Consider the following 19,643-nt stretch of genomic DNA (forward strand, 5'->3'; position numbering starts at 1 on the left):
TATGTTGGAATCTTTGGATACATTAACGCCATTTGCGATCCCATTATCTGTCGTAGTCGGTTTATTAATCGGAAGTTTTCTGAATGTCGTCATTTACCGCGTTCCTGTCATGATGGAACGCGGCTGGACTCAGTTTGCGAAAGAGCATTTGCAACTTGAATTAACGGAAGAAGAGCAGCAACCATTCAATTTGATGAAACCGGATTCCCGCTGTCCTCAGTGTCATGCTCCGGTAAAGGCTTGGCAAAATATTCCGATTGTCAGTTATCTGATGCTTGGCGGTAAATGCGGTTCGTGTAAAACGCCCATCAGCATTCGTTATCCCTTAATCGAATTATTGACCGGTATATTGTTCGGCGTAGTAGCGTGGCAATATGGCTGGACGATGGCGGCATTCGGTGGGTTGATATTGACTGCAATATTGATTGCATTGACCTTTATCGATGCGGATACTCAATATTTACCAGACAGCCTGACCCTGCCTTTAATATGGCTAGGTTTGCTGTTTAATTTTAACGGTACATTCGTGCCATTGAAATCTGCCGTTTTAGGTGCAGTTTTCGGTTACATGAGCTTGTGGTTGTTGTGTTTCATCTATAAGCTTTTGACTGGAAAAATCGGCATGGGTAACGGCGATTTTAAATTGCTGGCTGCCCTAGGTGCATGGCTTGGGGCCGGCATTTTACCTGTATTGGTTTTTATGGCGGCGTTCATTGGTCTGATTGGCGCGATTATCGGACGGGTTGCCAAAGGACAATATTTTGCTTTCGGTCCGAGTTTGGCCATTGCCGGATGGATTATTTTGGTAGCTAATGAACCGGTACATCGTGCCGTAACTTGGTGGCTGACCAAATCAGGGTTTTAATATGACTTTATGGATAGGTTTGACGGGCGGTATTGGCAGCGGGAAATCTCAAGCAGCAAAAATCTTTTCTGATTTGGATGCCCCGCATATTGATGCCGACGCTCTGAGTCGAAACCTGACGGCGGATAACGGTATAGCATTACCGGCTATCCGCCGTCTTTTTGGCGACAAGGTTTTTCATACTCAAAACAGTCTGAACCGCGCCGCTTTGAGAGATATTGTTTTCAGACGACCTCAAGCCAAAAAAGAATTGGAAGAGGTATTACTGCCTTTGATTTTAAATGAAATCAAATCAACAAAGACCTGTTATCCCGATGCAGCATACGGCATTATCGATGTGCCTTTGCTGATTGAAAATCCGGAATTTTTAGCGGTTGTTGATAGAGTATTGGTTATCGACGTTTCTGAAGCAACCCAAATTCTTCGCGTTCAGCAAAGAAGCGGTTTGGACACAGAAGAGATCAAGCGCATTATGAATACTCAGGCCAACCGCACAAGGCGGCTGCTCTATGCAGATGATGTCTTAGAAAATGAAGGGACTTTATCTGAATTGACCAAGAAAGTTCAGGGGCTGCATAGGTTTTATCTGGGATATGCAGGCAGCCCGAAATGCCGTACATCCTTGCCTAAAATAGCCCAATCAACAGACTAAGCATGAATAATTTAAAAGGATAAATAATGACTGAAGTAACGACTGTGAAATGTCCGACCTGTCAAAAGCCGGTGATATGGAATGATGGGAGTAAATACCGACCGTTTTGCAGTCAGCGTTGCCGATTGATTGACTTAGGCGAATGGGCGCAAGAGAAATATACGGTCGCAACGGAAGAAGATGACAGCTTATCGGACTTATTAAAATCATAAACGATAGAGCATAACTATCTAATAGAACTGAATTAACAAACAAAAGCTAAAGCCATTTACCCCTCCCCTCTCCTTCTCAATGAGATGGAAAACACAAAAAGGTCGTCTGAAAACGCCATTCCGTTTTTTTACGGAAGCAGCATTTTCAGACGACCTTTTGTTTTTAACGCTTATTCAGAAGAAACTGCTTCTATTGCGCTTACTTCACAATCTCAACCGGACCGTGATCGTCGCAGTGGTCGCCGTGTTGGTGGTGCAGGCGGCCGTTGACGATGTAGTCGGTGTGATCGCCGTGCGGTACGGCTTCATGGCCGCAGCCTTCGCCGTGAACGTGACCTTTGCAGGTATCGACAGGGTGGCAGCCGTCGGGATTGGTTTCATTGACGCTTAAGCTGTGCTCGTCGTAATGACCGTTGTGTTCGTGATGCAGATGACCGTCGTGCAGATAGTCGGTATGGTCGTCGTGTTTGATGGCGGTATGGCCGCAACCGGCGCCGTGGGTATGATCGTGATGATCGTGGATTTTGCAAGTCATTTTGATTCCTCGTTATCGGTGGTTAATTCAAACCCTTTAGGTTACTTCCCTATAATATCCTTTTTTGGCAGCTCAGTAAACAATTTCTTCTTTATTAACATAGTGTTACAGTATATCATTATAGCTTTTAAAGGTCGTCTGAACGCGTAATTTCGATGATATGACTGTTGCGACTGTTTCAGACGACCTCTCCATTCGTTATCATTTATAATGTCATTTCCTAGACGGCTTGGCAGCTTGTGCCGATAGTTTGCAGGTCGTCTGAAAACAATATCAAGATAAATATAGGATTTTTCACTATGTGGGACACAGTACGGCAATGGCTGCATACTCTGCCGGTACGCGAGGAGGTGGTGGAATCGGTGCTGATGGTCATGGCGCTGCTGGTTTTGCGGGGTGTTTTGTTGAACCTGTATCTGCGCCGCCATCCGCATTACAGCATCGAGGAAAAACGCCGCTCTTTGGTACTCAGCCGCAATCTGACGCTGATTTTGACCATTTTCGGGCTGGCAGTGATTTGGGCGACACAAATTCAGACGCTGGCGCTGTCGATGTTTGCGGTGGCAGCGGCGATTGTGGTGGCGACTAAAGAGCTGATTATGTGTTTGTCGGGCAGCATCCTGCGCTCGGTAACGAAACAATATTCGGTCGGCGACTACATCGAAGTTGACGGCCTGCGCGGGCGGGTGGTCGATATTAATCTTTTGAACACGCTGATGATGCAGATCGGTCCGAACCCGCTGGTCGGTCAGCTTTCGGGCAAAACGCTGTCGTTCCCCAACAGCCTGCTTTTGAACCATTCCGTCCGCCGCGACAATATTTTGGGCGACTATGTGATTCATACTGTGGAAATTCCCGTACCGATTCATTTGGATTCAGATGAGATTGTAGGTCGTCTGAAAGCCGTACTCGAGCCTTTGTGCCGACCTTATGTGCCTGCCATCCAACAGCATTTGGATAATGTTCAGGCGGAGAAATTATTTATCACACCCGCCGCCCAGCCGCGCGTAACCCGCGTGCCGCATGACGACAAGGTGTACCTTATCATCGTGCGCTATGCCTCGCCCGTGGCGAAGCGTTTAGAAATCCAGCAGGCAGTTATAGACGAATTTTTGCGCGTACAATACCGCCTGCTAAACCCTCAAGCTTAAGCCCATAATCTATTAATAATCAGGAAAATACTATGTTGCCCGAATCCGCCCTTACGCAAATGTACCCCGTCATCATGACCCCCAGCCACGACGGGAAATATTTCCACAATTACGTCCTTTCGCTGCTCAACATCGTCAACACCAGCGCACAAAACGGCTGGCCGCTGCAAGTGATGATGCAGCGCGGCGAGAGCCTGATTACCCGCGCGCGCAATAATTGCGTGGCGACCTTTTTGGAAAACAAAGAATGGACGCACCTCTTCTGGATCGACTCCGACATCGGTTTTTCCGCCGAAGCGTTCTACCGCCTGCTTTTGGCAGATAAAGACGTCGTTGCTGGCATTTATCCGCTGAAACGCGAAAACTGGCCTGACGAGGGCGTTCCCGCCGGTACGACCCAAGCGGATTTCGAGCGGATGTACACCGCCTACACCGTCAACACCGGCGATAAAAACGAAAACGGCGAAATCGTGTTGCGCGTCGATGAAGAAGGCTTTATGAAAGTCGATGACGCGCCGACCGGATTCATGGTCATCAAACGCAGCGTGTTCGAAAAAATGATGGCCGCCTACCCCGAGCTGAACTACATCTCCGACAGCGACTACAAGCGCGAAGACAAAGGGCTACACTACCGCTTCTTCGACTGCATGGTCGATCCCGAAAGCAAACGCTACCTTTCCGAAGACTACACGTTCTGCCGCCTGTGGCAGCAAATCGGCGGCGAAGTTTATGTCGATGTCCAATCCAACCTGACCCACCAAGGCGCGAAAATCTACCGCGGCGCGTTTGCCGATTCGTTGCAAACCAATATCGCACAAGCCGTATTCGCCCCCGCCGGCACACCGATGAGCCTCGACCTCGCCGCCCCGCTCCAATCCAACCCGCGCGGCGCAGAATAGCGTAAAAACAGGGAAAGACGCTTTAAGCCTGACGCGATGGCACTATATCTCCCCTATCGTTTGCCCCATCGTTTTCAGACGACCCCGAATCCAAACAGGTCGTCTGAAAACACAATCGGTTCGCCCGAACGGCAAACCTAAAACCCAGACACACATTATCCCCATTTTCCCATTGACTCAGGCGGCAGCCATTTTTCAGACGACCTCCGTCCGACCCCGCCACCCACACAAAGGAATCCCATCTATGACCGACAACGTACTGCTCCATTTGGGCGAAGAACCCCGTTTCGACGCCATCCAAACTGCCGACATCAAACCCGCCCTGCAAACCGCCATCGCCGAAGCGCGCGCGCAGATTGCCGAAGTCAAAGCCCAAACGCACACCGACTGGGCAAACACCGTCGAGCGTCTGACCGACATCACCGAACGCGTCGGCAGGATTTGGGGCGTCGTGTCGCACCTCAACTCCGTCGTCGATACGCCCGAACTGCGCGCCGTCTATAACGAACTGATGCCCGAAATCACCGTCTTCTTCACCGAAATCGGACAAGACATCGAGCTGTACAACCGCTTCAAAACCATCAAAAATTCCCCCGAATTCGAGACCCTCTCCCCCGCACAAAAAACCAAGCTCAACCACGACCTGCGCGATTTCGTCCTCAGCGGCGCGGAACTGCCGCCTGAACAGCAGGCAGAGCTGGCAAAACTACAAACCGAAGGCGCGCAACTCTCCGCCAAATTCTCGCAAAACGTCTTAGACGCAACCGACGCCTTTGCCCTCTATTTCGACAACGCCGCACCGCTTGCCGGCATCCCCGAAGACTCGCTCGCCATGTTTGCCGCCGCCGCACAAAGCGAAGGCAAAACAGGCTACAAAATCGGCTTGCAGATTCCGCACTACCTCGCCGTCATCCAATACGCCGACAACCGCGAACTGCGCGAACAAATCTACCGCGCCTACGTTACCCGTGCCAGCGAACTTTCAAACGACGGCAAATTCGACAACACCGCCAACATCGACCGCACCCTCGAAAACGCCCTGCAAACCGCCAAACTGCTCGGCTTCAAAAACTACGCCGAACTGTCGCTCTTCACCAAAATGGCCGACAGCCCCGAACAAGTCCTCACCTTCCTGCACGACCTCGCCCGCCGCGCCAAACCCTACGCCGAAAAAGACCTCACCGAAGTCAAAGCCTTCGCCCGCGAACGCCTGAACCTCGCCGACCCGCAGCCGTGGGACTTGAGCTACGCCAGCGAAAAACTGCGCGAAGCCAAATACGCATTCAGCGAAACCGAAGTCAAAAAATACTTCCCCGTCAGCAAAGTTCTGGCAGGCCTGTTCGCCCAAATCAAAAAACTCTACGGCATCGGATTCGCCGAAAAAACCGTTCCCGTCTGGCACAAAGACGTGCGCTACTTCGAGCTGGAGCAAAACGGCAAAACCATAGGCGGCGTCTATATGGACCTCTACGCCCGCGAAGGCAAACGCGGCGGCGCGTGGATGAACGACTACAAAGGCCGCCGCCGCTTTGCCGACGGCACGCTGCAACTACCCACCGCCTACCTCGTCTGCAACTTCACCCCGCCCGTCGGCGGCAAAGAAGCCCACTTGAGCCATGACGAAATCCTCACCCTCTTCCACGAAACCGGCCACGGTCTGCACCACCTGCTCACCCAAGTGGACGAACTGGGCGTATCCGGCATCAACGGCGTCGAATGGGACGCCGTCGAGCTGCCCAGCCAGTTTATGGAAAACTTCGTCTGGGAATACGACGTCTTGGCACAAATGTCCGCCCACGAAGAAACCGGCGAACCCCTGCCGAAAGAACTCTTCGACAAAATGCTCGCCGCCAAAAACTTCCAACGCGGCATGTTCCTCGTCCGCCAGATGGAGTTCGCCCTCTTCGACATGACCATTTACAGCGAAGACGACGAAGGTCGTCTGAAAAACTGGCCGCAGGTTTTAGACAGCGTGCGCAAAGAAGTCGCCGTCATCCAACCGCCCGAATACAACCGCTTCGCCAACAGCTTCGGCCACATCTTCGCCGGCGGCTATTCCGCAGGCTATTACAGCTACGCATGGGCCGAAGTCCTCAGCGCCGACGCCTACGCCGCCTTTGAAGAAAGCGACGACGTCGCCGCCACAGGCAAACGCTTCTGGCAGGAAATCCTCGCCGTCGGCGGCTCCCGCAGCGCGGCGGAGTCCTTCAAAGCCTTCCGCGGACGCGAACCGAGCATAGACGCACTGCTGCGCCACAGCGGCTTCGACAACGCGGCTTGATGGTAAGGTTGATGTAATGAAAAAAGGTCGTCTGAAAAGTTTTCAGACGACCTTTTTGCATGATATTTCATGTCCGACACCCGATAAAGAAACTTTCAGACGACCTCTCCGCCTTATTTAATACCTCATCCGACCTGATCTTTCCTGCTCTCTATTTTGTCTCCCATTCATCATTAAAATTCATCTAAAAATTAATCGCTTATAGCATCAAAAAACTGCCATACCGCCCCGTTGCAAATCGTGCTATGGTTTATTTGATACGTTTGAAAAACCTTAACTACCTTGTATTCTGATTACAAAGAAAGGCTTCAAAATGGACGGTTGGACGCAGACTTTGAGCGCGGGCGGGCTGCTGGGTATTGCGGCGATGGCGATTGTGCTGATTTTGCTGTTGATTGTGAAACTGCGTGTCCATGCGCTGTTGACCTTGGTGTCGGTGAGCCTGCTGACGGCGGTGGCGACGGGGTTGCCGATGGATAAGATTGTGAACGACGTTCTGCTGAAAAACTTCGGCGGCACGCTCGGCAGCGTGGCTTTGCTGGTCGGCTTGGGCGCAATGCTCGGGCGGCTGGTGGAAACTTCGGGCGGGGCGCAGTCGCTGGCGGATGCGCTGATTCGGATGTTCGGCGAAAAACGTGCGCCGTTTGCTTTGGGCGTGGCGTCGCTGATTTTCGGCTTCCCGATTTTCTTTGACGCGGGGCTGGTGGTCATGCTGCCGATTGTCTTCGCAACGGCGCGGCGCATGAAGCAGGACGTACTGCCTTATGCTCTGGCATCCATCGGCGCGTTTTCGGTGATGCACGTTTTCCTGCCGCCCCACCCCGGCCCGATTGCGGCTTCGGAATTTTATTCGGCGAACATCGGTCAGGTGCTGATTTTGGGATTGCCCGTTGCCATGTTCACTTGGTATGTCAGCGGTTATCTGCTGGGGCAGGTTTTGGGACGCACCATCCGCGTTCCCGTTCCCGATTTGCTCAGCGGCGGCGCGGTGGACAACGATCGGCCGCAAACGCCTGCTAAGGCTTCGACCGTGGTCGGCATTATGCTGATTCCTATGCTGTTGATTTTTATGAACACGGGGCTGTCCACCTTAATCAGTGAAAAAGTCGTCAGTGCAGACGAACATTGGGTGCAGGTGGCGCGCATGATCGGCTCGACTCCGGTTGCGCTGCTGATTTCGGTTTTGGTGGCACTTTATGTTTTGGGCAGCAAACGCGGCGAAAAGGCAAGCGCGCTGGAGAAAACGGTGGACGGCGCACTCGCCCCCGTTTGTTCGGTCATCTTGATTACCGGCGCGGGCGGGATGTTCGGCGGCGTGCTGCGCGCGTCGGGCATCGGTCAGGCGTTGGCGGACAGCATGGCGAATTTGGGCATACCCGTATTGCTGGGCTGTTTCTTAGTGGCTTTGGCGTTGCGTATCGCACAAGGTTCGGCAACCGTCGCATTGACAACCGCCGCCGCATTGATGGCACCCGCCGTTGCCGCCGCAGGGTTCAACGACTGGCAACTCGCCTGCGTCGTTTTGGCAACCGCGGCAGGCTCGGTCGGTTGCAGCCACTTCAACGACTCAGGCTTCTGGCTGGTCGGCCGCCTTTTGGATATGGACGTACCGACCACGCTGAAAACATGGACGGTCAACCAAACGCTGATTGCCGCCATCGGCTTTTCAGTGTCGGCGCTGCTGTTTGCCGTAGTTTGAGGTCGTCTGAAAACGGTTTTGAGACGCTCTAAACCGTCCACCCGAACTTATATAGTGGATTAACAAAAATCAGGACAAGGCCGACGAAGCCGCAGATAGTACAGATAGAGACCTTTGCAAAATTCCCCAAAATCCAGATAGTACGGAACCATTCACTTGGGTGCTTCAGCACCTTAGAGAATCGTTCTCTTTGAGCTTAAGGCGAGGCAACGCCGTACCGGTTTAAAGTTAATCCACTATATCTTTCAACCCAAACAAAGGAAGAGAACATGACGACGCATTTTGTGATGATGGGTGTTTGCGGCTGCGGCAAAACCACCGCCGCCCTGTCCCTGCAAAAACACCTCGACCAATGCCCCTACGCCGAAGGCGACGATTTCCACACCCAAGCCAACCGCGACAAAATGGGCGCGGGCATCCCGCTGACCGACGAAGACCGCTATCCGTGGCTGCGAAACCTGCGCGACTGGATGACGGAACAGGCGCAAAGCGGCGCGGCGTATACCATCGTTACCTGCTCCGCGTTGAAACGCCAATACCGCGACATCCTGCGCGGCGCGCAAGGCAAAACCGCCTTCATCCACCTGACACCGCCGCAAGCCATCAACCTCGAACGCATGATGGCGCGCCAAGGGCATTACATGAAAGCGGGCATGCTGGATTCGCAACTGGAAATTCTGGAAGAACTCGGCGCGGACGAATACGGCGTCAAAATCGACAACCCCGGTTCACCCGAAGCCGTAGAAGCCGATATTCTGGCTTGGGTTAAAGCGGAAGATTTGTTGTGAAGAAAGTGTGTAAATAGGTATAAGGAAGGTCGCCTGAAAGTTTCAGACGACCTTTTTTACGAAGATTTCAAACGTCTAAAGCTGTCGGATTTGAGAATCCGACCTACGCAGGTCAGGAAATGACGTCATGGGTATCTTTTATTTATATTGACGATAAAGGTCGTCTGAATATTTCTTTTTCAGACGACCTTTTTGCGGAGATTCATTTTACAAAATACCCGCAATGCATGCGCTTTTCAGACGACCCCTCACAAAGTCTCCGCTTGAAACCACGTTTTGCCGTTGGCGGTGCATTCGAGGATGCGCCAGTCGTAGGTTTGGCTGAGGCGTTCGGCGTCCATGATGTCGGCGGTCGTGCCTGCGGCGGTGATATTGCCGTTTTTCATCAAGGTGATATGGCTGGCGTAGTGGGCGGCGAGGTTGAGGTCGTGCAACACCATGACGACGGTCATGCCTTGTTCGGGCAAGGTGGTGAGGTGCTGCATCAGGCTGTGTTGATAGCGGACATCAAGATGGTTGGTCGGTTCGTCGAGAAAGAGGACTTCGGCATCCTGCAACAGCGCGCGGATGACGGCGGCGCGTTGCTGTTCGCCGCCGGAGAGGGTTTGGATGCGTTTGTGTTGCAGGTCGGCGAGGTCGAAATGCTCGAGCAGGGCTTGGGCGCGTCGGGTGTCTGCCTGTTTGGGTCGCCGATACCAGGCGAGTTTGGGGTATCGCCCGATGAGGACGTATTCGGACAGTGTCATGGGGAGGTTGAAATGTTCGTGTTGACCGACCCAGGCGATTTTATGTTGTTTGAGCGCGTCCTTCATGGGCGTGCCACACCAGCTTGCTTGCGGATGGTAGAGGAACTGTTTGAGCAGGGTGGACTTGCCCGCGCCGTTGGGGCCGATGACCGCGCTGACGGCGCATTTGGGGAATTCGGCGCGTTCCAAAGACAGGATGGTGCGTTTTCCGGCTTTGACGGTGCAGTTTTCGATCAGCAATGCCATGTCAGCTCCTTTGGTCTTTGACAATCAGCCACAGGAAAAACGGCCCGCCCAAAATGGCGATGACGATGCCGACGGGCAGGTCGATGGGGTACACCACCCAGCGGGCAAACGTATCGGCGAGCAACATGAAAATCGAGCCGACGACGGCGGACAGGATAATCAGGCGGGTACGCGAGCCGCCGACTGCCTGCGCCAATACGTTGGGTATCATCATGCCGACGAAACCGATGATGCCGCCGAGCGAGACGGCTGCTCCTGTCATCAAAGCCGCGCCGATGATAGTTGCCACGCGGGTGGCGGCGACGCTGATGCCCATAGTGTGCGCGGTTTCGTCGCCCAAGAGCAGATAGTCGAGACGGCGGCCGACGGCGGTCAACACGACCAAACCCGCCAGCATCACGCCGCCTGCGTAAGCGGGCGAAACAAAACCTGCTTCGGAGAAGCTGCCCGAGAGCCAAGTCATGGCGCTGCGCAATGCCATGTCGTCTGAAAGGAAGAGAATCAGGCTGACCAACGCGCCGCACAAAGCGCTGACCACAAAACCCATGACCAACAGCCCCAGCTTGCCGCCGCCGACCAGACGGTGTCCGAACAGAATCAGGATGCAGACGGCAAACGCGCCCGCAAATGCCGCCAGCGGTACGGCGATGTTCCAGCCCATCGCAATCGCCAGCACCACGCCCATCGCCGCGCCGCCCGACGTACCAATCAGGCTCGGGTCGGCAAGCGGGTTTTCAAACAATGCCTGCAACGCCGCGCCGCTGGCGGAAAGTGCCGCGCCGACCAGCAAAGCGACAAAAATACGCGGCAGGCGGATTTCCATCAACACGGGATCGGCGGCAAGCGGATTGCTCCACCCGCCCTCGCCCACTCCGGCGCAAAACCAGATCAGAAACAAAGATAAAACCGGCAACGCCGGAAGCCATTTTTTCATGTTGTGATTCTTTGAAGATTATTTCGGCAGCGGCTGCGAAACGCCGACGGATTAGCCGCTGCCCGTTTTCAGACGACCTGTTCACGATAAACGCACATGAAACGCCGTTGCCGTCATGTTCACCTGTTCCGAAACAACGACGGCAAAAGAAGGTCGTCTGAAACCGACAAGAAGCCGGATTGTCCTATCCGACTTCATGCCATCACGCAACTTTCAGACGACCTCCCCTTATTTCCCTAAATCGTGCAGCTTGCGGACGATGTCGGGCGTGTAGAGGCCGTAGCGCATATAGTCGTCCGCCTGCCAGAACAGGATGCGTTTGTTTTTCCCGGCGGGGCTGGAGGCGATTTCGGGGCGCGTCATGATTTTATCGAGGCCGCCGAGGGCTTTTTCATTGTGTTTGGCGATGATGATGACGTCAGGTTTCGCGTTTAGCCAGCCTTCGCGTGAGAACGGTTTGAGTCCGTCCACCGAAGCCGCCGCGTTCGTCCCGCCCGCCAGACGGATCAGCACGTCGCCGACAGTGTTTTTACCCGCAACATAACGGCCGTCGTAGCTGAGGATGTAGCGTTTGCCGTTGGCAGGCTGCGCCTTGATGCTGTTTTTAAACTGCTGCGCCAAAGCCTGCGCCTGCTTTTCCTTGCCCAACAATTTGCCGATGCGGGCGAAACTTTGCTGGTATTGCTCCAGCGTTTCGTTTGAATTGACGTTTTCCGCTTTGACACCGGCGCGGCTGAGTTGGGCGTAAATGCCGTCGGGTTTCGCCATCCAGCTTCCGATCACCAAATCGGGCTTTTTAGCGATGATGGGTTCGGCGGAGAAATTGCGGTAAAAGCCGATGGACGGCGTGTTTTTATAGGCGGGGTTGCGATTGAACTCGTGGATGCCGACAACTTCTTTGTCCGCACCGAGTTTGGCGGCGATGTCGGCAACGTCGGGCGTCAGGATCACGACGCGCTGCGCGGCGGCATGAGCGGCAAGCAGGGTCAGGACGGCGGCGAAGATGTGTTTTTTCATGATGTTTCCGTATGGTTTGCGGGGTTTGGAGGTCGTCTGAAAACCCAAAACGGGGTTTCAGACGAGGTATGGGTTCAAAAAAGATTACAGCCCGTATTGTTGGCGCACTTCGGCAATCAGCGCGCGCCACGCTTCGGATTCCGCTTCCGCATCGGCAGGTCTGCCGAACAGTTGCAGCACCAAATTGCGGCGATCGTCATAGGCTTCGATGCTGTGGACAATGCCGTTACTGCCCGGACGGCGAACGAACCAAAGTTCGGCGAGCTTGGCGTCGTCGAGGAAGAAATTGAATTTTTCTTCGGCAAAATCGCTGACGGTCAGCCAGCCGTCGGCACGATCGACATGGTGAACCTGTCCGGTTTGGATTTGGACGATGCCGCTGTTGTTGACGAACACGAGCAGGGTCATGCCTCTTGCGGCGCATTGACGGAAAATGAACTCGACGGCTTCGCGCTTCAGTTTTTGCGCGTCGCCTTCAGGCGCGTATTCCAAACCTTGCAGGCGGTCTATGCCGAATTGGGAGAGGACGATGCGGAAATGGTGGACGTTTTTCAGCCCTTTCCACTCTTCGCGGTAGGCGGCAAGCGCGTCGTCCGTCAGCTCGACGTTTTCGTAGGGCGCAGCTTCGGGCGGCGTTTCAAAAACGGGCGCGGCATCCGTGCGGTAGGCGGCGCACAGGCGTTCCCATACGGGTATGGCGGCAGCTTCGGTCAGATGGACTTTTTGAATGGCTTTACCCGCCGTGTCGTAAAAATGAAACGCGCGCGCCTCGCCGTTGCGGACGGCGAAGATGTGTTTCCAATGGCGCATAAAAAGGCGCAAATCCAGTCCGCCCAAATTAATGGCTGTCCCCATCATGGGCGAGAGTTCGAGGTTGCGGTAAATACCTGTTTTTTCGGATAACGCGGCAACATTGCGTACCGCGCTTTTCACTTCGCCCAAGGCTTCGAGTTCGGGCAGGAAGTCGGCGCAGTTGCCGCCCAGATATTGTGTCTCAGGGAAGGCGGCAACGAGTTCGCCTTCACTGACGCCCAGACGGGCAACGGCATCGCGCTGGTGCACGCCTTGTTTTTTGAGTTCGAGATAACGTTCGTAAAGGGTTGGTTCGGGCATTTTTCCATCTTTCCTTGTGGTGGGTTGGGAGGTCGTCTGAAAAACGTAGGTCGGATTCTCGAATCCGACAGCCTGTTTCTTATGTTTTAGAAGCATGAATGTCGGATACAAGTATCCGACCTACGTTTTCAGACGACCTGTATCTTGACTGCACGTCTATTTCACATACCAGATATAGTCGCCATGTTCGTTTTCGGGGCTGTTGGCAGGGTCGGCGAGTATCACGACCTTCACCTTGCCGCCATACCCCGCATCGCGCAGAAACAGCGGCACGCCGAGCTGCTTGGACGTATGTATCGCACCCGCCAGCATCCATGCGGGTTTGGGCGCGGCAATCAGGTTTTGCGCCATCGTGTGGTCTTTAAACTGCTGCATGGACACCAGCCCGTCGGTGCTGCCGTGGTTGCCGCCCATGATTTCGCCCAGCGCCTCGCGTACGCGCGCATCGCCGCCCGCTTTCCCCTGCGGCACAAACGAAGCCGCTTGGCGTACGGCGGCGCGTTCGGGGTTTGCTGCCAAAACTTTGGCTTTTTGTCCCATCAGAAAATGGACGAGGGTGCTGTAATCCTGCCATTGCCATGCGTTGTTCCAGCCCATTTTTTCATTCAGGCGGTGCGGCGTGGTTTTGCCGCCCGACTGCATCCATGCCTGCACTTCGCCGACCTGCCGCTGCTGCGAAGCGTCCAGCATTTCCAAAAGCACCGAGCCTGACTGCCTTGCGTCGGCAGTCTGAGCCAACAGCCATGCTTCCGCGTTGTGGTGCGCCGCCTCGTCGTGTTTCTCGCCGATTAAGACGACATCCGCCTGCTTCAACTGCTGCACCAAAGCTTCGGGCGCAATTTCCCGCCCCGCCTGCGTATCGTAAATCCGCCCTTGCGGCGCGGCGGCGTGGACGGCGGCTGCCGCAAACAGCCAAGCGGCAGCGGCGAGCCTGTATAAAATCGGTTTGAACATCATGTTTGTCCTGTCGGTTTGGGGTCGTCTGAAACGGCGTTTGCGCTTTTCAGACGACCTTTTAGAATTTCAAGGTCAATCCGCCGTATATCGTCCGTCCGCGTCCCGTGCCTTGGTTGACGTTGTTGCCTTCGCCCAAATTACCCGTGGCGAGCGTGCCGCCGCTGAGCGGATAGTTGTAAACGCGGTTGGTCAGGTTGTCGATATTGAAGAAGAAACGCAGGTTTTTACGCGCCTGCCAAGTGGCGTAAAGGTCGATGATTTTGGGATTGCCGGCGACTTGGCGGGTCGTCTGAACCTGAGTATCGACATCCACGCCTTCAGCCACGGTGTCTTTGCCCGTATAGCTGATGCGCGTGCCGACTGTCAGGCGGTTGTCCAGCCAGCGCGTTCCCGCATCCACCATCCAAACGCTGGAAGGCATGGCACGGATATGGGAGAAGCCCAAATCGGCAAGGAAATCATGCGGGAAGGTGGTGCGCGTTTTGCTCCACGCGAGATTGATGTAGCCGCGTCCGAAGTCGTAACCGCCTTCGATTTCCCAACCGCGCATCTTGGTGGTGTCGGGTATATTGCGGAACACGCCTATCGCATTGCTGTCGCTACCGACCGCCTCGTCGATGGTGCAACGCTGTACGCCGTTGTCCCGACAGATATAAAACTGGTCTTGGACGATATAGTTCTTCACGCGGTTGTTGAAATAACCGACTTTCAGGTTGAGAGTGTCGTCCGCTTTCCAGATGCCTTGTTTGTGGATGTTGAAGCCGATGTCGCGGTTGAACGATGATTCGCCCTTCAAATACGGATTGACCGAATACGGGCTACCTTGGACGTTGTTGACGTACATGAATTCCTGCACGGTCGGACTGCGGCTGCTTTTGCCGATATTGGCGTAAACCTGCAACCAGTCCCACGGTTTGTACGCAACGCCGAAACGCGGATTCAGATGGTCTTCTTTGCGGTTGAAACGGATGTCGCCGCCGCGCGGCAGGATAATCGCGCCGTCGTCGTCGGTCGGCGGCAGATAGCCGCGCAAGCCGTAGCGTTCATAGCCCAAACCGGCATGAACTGTCCATTTTCCGGGTTTCCACTCGGCATCGAAAAATGCGCTGTCGAGGTTTTGTTTGCCTTCGGCAAGCAGCATGGTGTTGTTTTCGTAATTGCTGTTGTAGCGCGTACGCATGAATTTCGCGCCGTAGTTCAACGACAATTCGCTGTTGCCAATGTCGGTGTTCGAGCGGTTTTGCAAAGTCAGCGAAGTGGTCGGGCTGCGTGTGGTACGTCCGACGTAATCCTCGCGCGCGCTTTCGCCCTGTAAAAACTTCTGTCGCGCATTGCTGAAAGATGCGTCAAGCTGGAGGTCCACCCAGTCGGACAAAGGGTTGTAGCGGTATTTCAGCAACCCCGTCTGCGTATTGACCTGCAAAGGACTGTGGTTGTTGGTGAAACGCGCGCGGTTCATCATATGGCCGAGGATGATGCTGTGGTAACGGCTGGGGCGGATGTGCAGCTTATTGAGCGTACCCCACGAACGGATGCCGCTTTCCGCCGCCGTATCCGCGTCAAATTCATCGCCGGTAATCACTTCGCCCGCACCGTTTTTATAGCCGCTCTTGCGCTTGCCGCTGATCGCGCTAAGAAAGCCGATGCTGCCGCCGTTTTCAAATTCGTGGCGGACCGCCGCGCCCATCATGCCGTTTTTGCCGTAGCCGTTCGTACCTTGACGATAGGTCGTCTGAAAACCGAATTTGCGGTCTTTGGCGACCAAATCATCCACATCCAGCGTCCGCAATTCGGCATTGCCCGCCAAGGCGTTCACACCGCCCGCGCCGGCAACCGAACCGCGCGATACATCGATACCCGCAATAAAGTTTTCATCGACGTAAGTGGTATTGCCGTTCCAACCGTGCGCCGGATTGGCTTGGAAAAAGGTCTGCGTCACGCCGTCCACCGTCGTATTCACACGCCCGAAGCCTTCCAGTCCGCGGATATTGACGGCAAAACCGCCCTGCCCCAAATCGTGCTGCGTAAACGTGCCGGGCATGGTGCGGATCAGCGTATTCGCGTCCTGCCCCAATTCGTCCGCGTCGCGGTGGCTGACCGCAGAAGGCGTTCGAAACGGCTTGTCCGCACGCTTTCCACGCACTTCAACCGTCGGCAGTACGCCTACGGCAGCGGCACGGTATTCGTCGGCGGAAATTTGATTATTGGAAGATTCGGCAAAGGCAGAAGCGGGAATAGCGGAAACGGCTAGAAAAAGAAGGGTAAATTTTGATTTGAAAAGCATTGCTTGAATATGTCGCCTATTTTGAGGTTTAAGGGACGAGCAGACGCAAAACGCAAGTGAAGAGCTGAGTGTTTTGCAAAGTAATAAAACTAAATTCATCTATTTATAATAATAACGATATAAATTATCATTTAATTTTGACATCGGGTCAATCTTCATTAAAAAAGTAACGAAAAATCAAAGCAAATCGAGACAATGCCGCCTCGGTTTAATGTGAATCCGTCAAACCGCAAAATTTACGGCAAAACCGACTCCCCTACCCTTGCGCCAAGCATCAGCCTTTCGTCCAAACCCCTTATAAAAACAATACAATTCGGCTACAATAGCCCTTTGCATTTTTTCAGACGACCTTAGCGAAACGTCGTCTGAAACCGAAATACCGAAACCATAGAGAATCACAACATGACCGATTACAGCAAAACCGTAAACCTGCTCGAAAGCCCGTTTCCAATGCGCGGCAACCTCGCCAAGCGCGAGCCTGCGTGGCTGAAAAGCTGGTACGAGCACAAACGCTATCAAAAACTGCGCGAAATCGCCAAAGGCCGTCCGAAATTCATCCTGCACGACGGCCCGCCGTATGCCAACGGCGACATCCACATCGGTCATGCCGTCAACAAAATCCTCAAAGACATCATTATCCGCAGCAAAACCCAAGCCGGCTTCGACGCGCCTTATGTGCCGGGCTGGGACTGCCACGGTCTGCCCATCGAAGTGATGGTGGAAAAGCTGCACGGTAAAGATATGCCCAAAGCGCGCTTCCGCGAATTGTGCCGCGAATACGCCGCCGAGCAGGTTGCCCGTCAGAAAAAAGACTTCATCCGTCTGGGCGTGTTGGGCGACTGGGACAATCCTTACTTGACCATGGATTTCAAAACTGAAGCCGATACCGTGCGTATGCTCGGCGAAATCTACAAATCGGGCTATCTCTACCGTGGCGCGAAACCGGTTCAGTTCTGCTTGGACTGCGGCTCTTCGCTGGCGGAAGCGGAAGTGGAATATAAAGACAAAGTATCGCCTGCGATTGACGTTGCCTATCCGTTTAAAGACACCGCCGCGCTTGCCGCCGCATTCGGTTTGGCAGGTATCGAAGACAAGGCGTTTGCCGTCATCTGGACGACCACGCCTTGGACGCTGCCCGCGAGCCAAGCCGTGTCTGCGGGTGCGGACGTGGTGTATCAATTAATCGATACGCCCAAAGGCAAATTGGTGCTGGCGAAAGATTTGGCGGAAGACGCGCTCAAACGCTACGGTTTTGCTTCAGACGACCTCAACGTCCTCGCGGAAACCACCGGCGACAAGCTGGAAAACCTGCACATGAACCATCCGTTCCTCGAACGCGATATTCCCATGCTCAACGGCGAACACGTTACCACCGACGCCGGTACGGGCTTGGTACACACCGCCCCCGCGCACGGTTTGGAAGACTACGCCGTCTGCAACAAATACGGCATCGAGCTTTACAACCCCGTCAACGCCGAAGGCAAATACATCAGCGAAACGCCGCGCGTCGCAGGCATGAGCGTTTGGGAGGCGAATCCCGTCATCCTGCAATGGCTGGAAGAAACCGGCAACCTCTTGGCAAGCAGCAAAATCGAACACAGCTACGCCCACTGCTGGCGCCACAAAACCCCGCTGATTTACCGTGCGACAGGTCAATGGTTTGTCGGCATGGACAAAGCCGGCAGCGACGGCAAAACCCTGCGCGACAAAGCCATCAAAGCCGTGGACGACACCGAATTCTTCCCGTCATGGGGTCGCGCGCGCCTCGAAGCCATGATCGAAGGCCGCCCCGACTGGGTCGTTTCGCGCCAACGCTACTGGGGCACGCCGATGACCTTCTTCGTCCACAAAGAAACGGGCGAGCTGCATCCGAACTCCGCCGAGCTTTTGGAAAAAATCGCCCTGAAAATCGAAGAAAAAGGCATCGAGGCATGGTTCTCCCTCGATAAAAGCGAATTGTTGGGCGCGGAAGATTGCGAAAACTACGACAAACTTTCCGACACGATGGACGTATGGTTCGACTCTGGTTCGACCCATTATTCCGTCTTGAAACAGCGCGAAGAATTGGATTGGCCCGCCGACCTCTACCTCGAAGGCAGCGACCAACACCGCGGCTGGTTCCAATCCTCCATGCTGACCGGCTGCGCCTCATCCATGGGACGCGCCCCGTACAAACAGCTTCTGACCCACGGTTTCGTGGTGGACCAAAACGGCCGCAAAATGTCGAAATCCATCGGCAACGTCGTCGCGCCGCAAGAAGTCTATAACGAGTTCGGCGCGGACATCCTGCGCCTGTGGGCGGCATCCACCGATTACAGCGGCGAATTGGCGATTTCCAAAGAAATCCTCAAACGCGTCACCGAAAGCTACCGCCGCATCCGCAACACCTTGAGCTTCCTGTTTGCCAACCTCAGCGATTTCGACCCGTTCGAACACACCGTACCGCAGGCAGATATGGTCGAAATCGACCGCTACGCCTTAGTATTGGCGCGCCAACTGCAAGAGCGTCTGGCGGGCGACTACTATCCGCGCTACGCCTTCCACTTCGCCGTGAAAGACATCGTCGCCTTCTGTTCGGAAGACTTGGGCGCGTTCTACCTCGACATCCTGAAAGACCGCCTCTACACCACCAAAGCCGACAGCCACGCCCGCCGCAGCGCGCAAACCGCCCTGTATCACATCACGCGCAGCCTGGTTCTCTTGATTGCACCGATTTTGTGCTTCACCGGCGAAGAAGCGTGGGACATCATCGGCGGCGGCGAAGAAGACAGCGTCCTCTTCCACACTTGGCACGAGTTCCCGCCCATTAACGAAAAAGCCGAAGCCGAACTGGTGAAAAAATGGACGGCAGTCCGCGAAGCCCGCGAAGCCGTAACCGCCGCCATCGAGCCTTTGCGCACCGACAAAACCGTCGGTTCGTCATTGCAGGCAGAAGCCGAAATCACCGCGCCGGAAGCCACCGCCGACTACCTGAATGCCTTGGGTGAAGAATTGCGCTTTGCCCTCTTGGTGTCCAAAGTCGAAGTCAAAACCGGCAGCGAACTTGCCGTCACCGCCAAAGCCAGCGACGGCGAAAAATGCGAACGCTGTTGGCACTACACCCACGACATCGGCACAGTTGCAGGTCATGAAACCATCTGCAAACGCTGCGCCGAGAATGTGGACGGCAAAGGCGAAGAGCGGCATTACGCTTAAGCTCGTCTGAAAAAAGGTCGTCTGAAACCGAATCAGGTTTGAACTGCACCCCAAAAGTTGGACATCCCC

17 protein-coding genes are annotated in these 19,643 nt (G+C 54.5%); 10 read left to right on the forward strand and 7 right to left on the reverse strand.

What is annotated here, in order from left to right; translation table 11 throughout:
* Position 1 precedes the first annotated feature (1 nt).
* From HMPREF2572_RS02285 to yacG, 3 genes are read left to right on the forward strand one after another with little or no spacing between them, the layout of a single operon-like run.
* Positions 2 to 865 carry a prepilin peptidase gene (locus tag HMPREF2572_RS02285; RefSeq protein ID WP_070496027.1) on the forward strand — a complete coding sequence of 288 codons (864 nt, stop codon included), beginning with the start codon at positions 2 to 4 and terminating at the stop codon, positions 863 to 865.
* 1 nt (position 866) lies between these two features.
* Positions 867 to 1,517 carry a dephospho-CoA kinase gene (gene coaE, locus HMPREF2572_RS02290; protein ID WP_070496029.1) on the forward strand — a complete coding sequence of 217 codons (651 nt, stop codon included), beginning with the start codon at positions 867 to 869 and terminating at the stop codon, positions 1,515 to 1,517.
* Between the two features lie 26 nt (positions 1,518 to 1,543).
* Positions 1,544 to 1,729, forward strand: coding sequence for a DNA gyrase inhibitor YacG (gene yacG, locus HMPREF2572_RS02295; RefSeq protein ID WP_070496031.1), 186 nt, complete (start codon positions 1,544 to 1,546; stop codon positions 1,727 to 1,729).
* 199 nt (positions 1,730 to 1,928) lie between these two features.
* On the opposite strand, the gene HMPREF2572_RS02300 is transcribed toward yacG, so the two are convergent.
* A complete protein-coding gene (locus tag HMPREF2572_RS02300; RefSeq protein WP_070496033.1) occupies positions 1,929 to 2,264 on the reverse strand; it encodes a hypothetical protein in 336 nt (111 codons plus the stop codon).
* 299 nt (positions 2,265 to 2,563) lie between these two features.
* Here HMPREF2572_RS02300 and HMPREF2572_RS02305 point away from each other — a divergent pair, with 299 nt between their 5' ends.
* The 5 genes from HMPREF2572_RS02305 to HMPREF2572_RS02325 all read left to right on the forward strand — a co-directional run bounded on the left by HMPREF2572_RS02305 (position 2,564) and on the right by HMPREF2572_RS02325 (position 9,082).
* The gene (locus HMPREF2572_RS02305) at positions 2,564 to 3,415 is read left to right on the forward strand and encodes a mechanosensitive ion channel family protein (RefSeq protein WP_070496035.1); all 852 of its coding nucleotides are present in this window, start codon (positions 2,564 to 2,566) and stop codon (positions 3,413 to 3,415) included.
* A gap of 32 nt (positions 3,416 to 3,447) precedes the next feature.
* Positions 3,448 to 4,314, forward strand: coding sequence for a hypothetical protein (locus tag HMPREF2572_RS02310; protein WP_070496038.1), 867 nt, complete (start codon positions 3,448 to 3,450; stop codon positions 4,312 to 4,314).
* Positions 4,315 to 4,558: 244 nt separating this feature from the next.
* Positions 4,559 to 6,595, forward strand: a complete 2,037-nt coding sequence (locus tag HMPREF2572_RS02315; RefSeq protein WP_070496040.1) for a M3 family metallopeptidase — start codon at positions 4,559 to 4,561, stop codon at positions 6,593 to 6,595.
* A gap of 313 nt (positions 6,596 to 6,908) precedes the next feature.
* Positions 6,909 to 8,294, forward strand: a complete 1,386-nt coding sequence (locus tag HMPREF2572_RS02320; RefSeq protein ID WP_070496042.1) for a GntP family permease — start codon at positions 6,909 to 6,911, stop codon at positions 8,292 to 8,294.
* Positions 8,295 to 8,563: 269 nt separating this feature from the next.
* Complete coding sequence (locus HMPREF2572_RS02325; RefSeq protein ID WP_070496044.1) at positions 8,564 to 9,082, forward strand: gluconokinase, GntK/IdnK-type; 519 nt, start codon at positions 8,564 to 8,566, stop codon at positions 9,080 to 9,082.
* Between the two features lie 248 nt (positions 9,083 to 9,330).
* On the opposite strand, the gene HMPREF2572_RS02330 is transcribed toward HMPREF2572_RS02325, so the two are convergent.
* Together HMPREF2572_RS02330 and HMPREF2572_RS02335 are read right to left on the reverse strand one after the other, a co-directional pair.
* Positions 9,331 to 10,074: an ABC transporter ATP-binding protein gene (locus HMPREF2572_RS02330; protein ID WP_070496046.1), complete on the reverse strand. Its 744-nt coding sequence runs from the start codon at positions 10,072 to 10,074 to the stop codon at positions 9,331 to 9,333.
* Position 10,075: 1 nt separating this feature from the next.
* On the reverse strand, positions 10,076 to 11,008 hold the full coding sequence (locus HMPREF2572_RS02335; protein ID WP_070496048.1) for a FecCD family ABC transporter permease: 933 nt from the start codon (positions 11,006 to 11,008) through the stop codon (positions 10,076 to 10,078).
* Positions 11,009 to 11,104: 96 nt separating this feature from the next.
* Between HMPREF2572_RS02335 and HMPREF2572_RS14535 the strand changes: the two genes are divergently transcribed.
* Entirely contained in the window at positions 11,105 to 11,248 is a 144-nt protein-coding gene (locus HMPREF2572_RS14535) for a hypothetical protein (protein ID WP_168161771.1), read from the forward strand.
* On the opposite strand, the gene HMPREF2572_RS02340 is transcribed toward HMPREF2572_RS14535, so the two are convergent.
* The 4 genes from HMPREF2572_RS02340 to HMPREF2572_RS02355 form a co-directional block, all read right to left on the reverse strand.
* The gene (locus tag HMPREF2572_RS02340) at positions 11,237 to 12,025 is read right to left on the reverse strand and encodes a heme/hemin ABC transporter substrate-binding protein (protein ID WP_070496050.1); all 789 of its coding nucleotides are present in this window, start codon (positions 12,023 to 12,025) and stop codon (positions 11,237 to 11,239) included. The genes HMPREF2572_RS14535 and HMPREF2572_RS02340 overlap by 12 nt on opposite strands.
* 84 nt (positions 12,026 to 12,109) lie before the next feature.
* Entirely contained in the window at positions 12,110 to 13,138 is a 1,029-nt protein-coding gene (locus HMPREF2572_RS02345) for a ChuX/HutX family heme-like substrate-binding protein (protein WP_070496052.1), read from the reverse strand.
* A 156-nt stretch (positions 13,139 to 13,294) separates the two neighbouring features.
* Positions 13,295 to 14,095, reverse strand: coding sequence for a ChaN family lipoprotein (locus HMPREF2572_RS02350; RefSeq protein ID WP_083294130.1), 801 nt, complete (start codon positions 14,093 to 14,095; stop codon positions 13,295 to 13,297).
* 58 nt (positions 14,096 to 14,153) lie between these two features.
* On the reverse strand, positions 14,154 to 16,379 hold the full coding sequence (locus tag HMPREF2572_RS02355) for a TonB-dependent receptor domain-containing protein (protein ID WP_070496056.1): 2,226 nt from the start codon (positions 16,377 to 16,379) through the stop codon (positions 14,154 to 14,156).
* Between the two features lie 402 nt (positions 16,380 to 16,781).
* Here HMPREF2572_RS02355 and ileS point away from each other — a divergent pair, with 402 nt between their 5' ends.
* Positions 16,782 to 19,574: an isoleucine--tRNA ligase gene (gene ileS, locus HMPREF2572_RS02360; RefSeq protein ID WP_070496058.1), complete on the forward strand. Its 2,793-nt coding sequence runs from the start codon at positions 16,782 to 16,784 to the stop codon at positions 19,572 to 19,574.
* Positions 19,575 to 19,643 lie beyond the last annotated feature (69 nt).

Origin of the sequence: Neisseria sp. HMSC064E01 (genome assembly GCF_001808875.1) — a bacterium.
Classification (GTDB): domain Bacteria; phylum Pseudomonadota; class Gammaproteobacteria; order Burkholderiales; family Neisseriaceae; genus Neisseria; species Neisseria sicca_A.

What these genes read in the sequence shown, in the direction of transcription:
- HMPREF2572_RS02315 (WP_070496040.1), top strand. Translation starts at nt 4,559, where the DNA reads ATGACCGACAACGTACTGCTCCATTTGGGCGAAGAACCCCGTTTCGAC.
- coaE (WP_070496029.1), top strand. Translation starts at nt 867, where the DNA reads ATGACTTTATGGATAGGTTTGACGGGCGGTATTGGCAGCGGGAAATCT.
- HMPREF2572_RS02305 (WP_070496035.1), top strand. Translation starts at nt 2,564, where the DNA reads ATGTGGGACACAGTACGGCAATGGCTGCATACTCTGCCGGTACGCGAG.
- yacG (WP_070496031.1), top strand. Translation starts at nt 1,544, where the DNA reads ATGACTGAAGTAACGACTGTGAAATGTCCGACCTGTCAAAAGCCGGTG.
- HMPREF2572_RS02310 (WP_070496038.1), top strand. Translation starts at nt 3,448, where the DNA reads ATGTTGCCCGAATCCGCCCTTACGCAAATGTACCCCGTCATCATGACC.
- HMPREF2572_RS02340 (WP_070496050.1), bottom strand. Translation starts at nt 12,025, where the DNA reads ATGAAAAAACACATCTTCGCCGCCGTCCTGACCCTGCTTGCCGCTCAT.
- HMPREF2572_RS02355 (WP_070496056.1), bottom strand. Translation starts at nt 16,379, where the DNA reads ATGCTTTTCAAATCAAAATTTACCCTTCTTTTTCTAGCCGTTTCCGCT.
- HMPREF2572_RS02345 (WP_070496052.1), bottom strand. Translation starts at nt 13,138, where the DNA reads ATGCCCGAACCAACCCTTTACGAACGTTATCTCGAACTCAAAAAACAA.
- HMPREF2572_RS02350 (WP_083294130.1), bottom strand. Translation starts at nt 14,095, where the DNA reads ATGATGTTCAAACCGATTTTATACAGGCTCGCCGCTGCCGCTTGGCTG.
- HMPREF2572_RS02325 (WP_070496044.1), top strand. Translation starts at nt 8,564, where the DNA reads ATGACGACGCATTTTGTGATGATGGGTGTTTGCGGCTGCGGCAAAACC.
- HMPREF2572_RS02285 (WP_070496027.1), top strand. Translation starts at nt 2, where the DNA reads ATGTTGGAATCTTTGGATACATTAACGCCATTTGCGATCCCATTATCT.
- ileS (WP_070496058.1), top strand. Translation starts at nt 16,782, where the DNA reads ATGACCGATTACAGCAAAACCGTAAACCTGCTCGAAAGCCCGTTTCCA.
- HMPREF2572_RS02330 (WP_070496046.1), bottom strand. Translation starts at nt 10,074, where the DNA reads ATGGCATTGCTGATCGAAAACTGCACCGTCAAAGCCGGAAAACGCACC.
- HMPREF2572_RS14535 (WP_168161771.1), top strand. Translation starts at nt 11,105, where the DNA reads ATGAAACGCCGTTGCCGTCATGTTCACCTGTTCCGAAACAACGACGGC.
- HMPREF2572_RS02335 (WP_070496048.1), bottom strand. Translation starts at nt 11,008, where the DNA reads ATGAAAAAATGGCTTCCGGCGTTGCCGGTTTTATCTTTGTTTCTGATC.
- HMPREF2572_RS02300 (WP_070496033.1), bottom strand. Translation starts at nt 2,264, where the DNA reads ATGACTTGCAAAATCCACGATCATCACGATCATACCCACGGCGCCGGT.
- HMPREF2572_RS02320 (WP_070496042.1), top strand. Translation starts at nt 6,909, where the DNA reads ATGGACGGTTGGACGCAGACTTTGAGCGCGGGCGGGCTGCTGGGTATT.